This window comes from Marinospirillum sp. (assembly GCF_014859565.1).
This window is the reverse complement of the sequence record NZ_JACUUA010000401.1, coordinates 1-1,949: the sequence shown is the minus strand read 5'-3', so window position 1 is coordinate 1,949 and position 1,949 is coordinate 1. Positions and strand designations below refer to the sequence as shown.

Sequence of the window (1,949 nt, the reverse complement as noted above, 5' to 3'; positions counted from 1 at the left end):
ACCCAAGCGCTGGCATCCAGCCTGGATACCCTGGTGGTAACCGCCAGTCGTACCGAACTACTGGACACCGAAGCTCCTTTCGCTACGGAAATTCATACTTGGCAGGATATTCAGCGATCAGGTGCAACCACCCTCTATGATTATCTCGACCGTCATACATCAGTGATTGCAATGCCCTCTTTTGGCAATCCTTTCACGCAGAAGCTTGATATGCGTGGGTTTGGCATCGGTGATGGTCACCAGAATATTGTGGTAACCCTGGATGGCAGGCGCATGAATAATGTGGATATGGCACCACAGCTGCTTGGCAGTGTGCCGCTGTCAAGCATTGAGCGCATTGAAATTGTCAAGGGAAGTGGCTCAGTTGCCCAAGGCGATGGAGCCATGGCTGGCGTCATCAATATTGTTACCCGCCAACGAGATGGTGCCAGTTTGTCTGTTGTGGGTGGTAGTCATGGTTTGATGGCATCGAATGTCAGTGCCGGCCTGGTCAGAGAGTATTTTTCTTTGAGTGTTCTCGCTGAAAATTACAGGCACGATGGTTTTCGTGATGAAGACACCAATGGCAACACAGATCAATCTGACGCTGATAACCTGCAAGTTCAGCTCAGGCTGTTTCCTGTGGAAGAAGTTGAGTTGCGGATTGGTAAAACACGCTCCTGGATCGATACCACTTATGGCAACAGCCTGACGCTGAAAGAGTTTCGTGATGATCCGTCGCAAATGGGACAAACACCTAATCAATGGACAGGCGAACCGACACCATACAATTCTCAGAAACTCGAATCCCACGTAAGCTCTGTGGGGGGAACGGCAGATCTTGGATATGGCTTGTCTTTGATTGCTGATCACTTCATTGAGGATAAATCATCCGTTTTTTCAAGCGGTTGGGGTTCGGATTATGACTACCAATCCACGGACTTGGCAATGAAGTATCAGCAGGGTGGACTGGATTTGGTATTTGGTTGGCAAGGTTTTGATGGTGTTCGTGAAGGTGGTGATAATGAAACCTCCAAGGACAACACCGGTGTTTATCTTCAGGGGCAGTATCGCTGGCTGGATACCTTGTTTGCTGCGGGTGTCCGAAAGGAAAAGGTTGCTTATGAGTACCGCCCTCAGACTGGATCATCTTTGAAAGATGATCACACGTTGACGGCCTGGGACCTGGGCATCAATCATCGTTTGTCTGAAGAACTCACTGTTTTTGGCAACCTGAGTCAGAGCTTTCAGGCACCAGACGTTGATCGGTTTTTTAATTGGGGTGGAACCTTTAACGATTTTATCGAGCCTGCAAAAGTAAGAACTTTGAATGCTGGATTTAATCATGTGTCAGATAGAAATAAGTTGAAGGTAACGGCTTTCTACTCTGATCTTGAAAACGAGATTTATTACGAATCCAGTACTTTCACCAATACCAATATTGATGAATCAAGTAAATACGGTCTTGAGGTTCAGGATCAGTTGCAGATAACTGAGCAGCTTCGTGGCAGCTTGAACTATGCATGGGTACGCGCCGTCATTGACAGGGAGAATGAGGGTGGCGGCGCTTACAACGACAAGGATCTGCCCGGTGTGTCGGAGCACAGTATTTCCCTGGCGCTGGATTATTCAATCAATGATCAGTCCAGTTTGAGTCTGACACAGGTATGGCGCAGTGAAGCCTGGGCAGCTAATGATTTTGCCAACAGCTTTGATCAGAAGCAGCAGGCCTATCGCATGACCAATCTGGGCTACCGTCATCGTCTGGATCAGTTTGAGCTGTTTGCTCAGGTTGATAATCTTTTTGATCAGGCCAACGGCATCTGGATTCGCGATGATAATATTTATCCGGTGAACTTCAGTCGCTCTTGGCGTGTGGGTGTACGTGCTGATTTTTGAAACTAATTCGAGGTAATAATGACCGACAACAACAAGACCCAGCGCCATAAACAGCGTATGGAGCGCCACAA

The 1,949-nt window shown here is 47.8% G+C and carries 1 protein-coding gene; it reads left to right on the top strand.

Annotation, left to right across the window (positions count from 1 at the left end; genetic code table 11):
- The coding region (locus IBX50_RS20195) for a TonB-dependent receptor (protein WP_292258186.1) at positions 1 to 1,878 on the top strand (1,878 nt) is incomplete at its 5' end.
- Between the last annotated feature and the right edge of the window lie 71 nt (positions 1,879 to 1,949).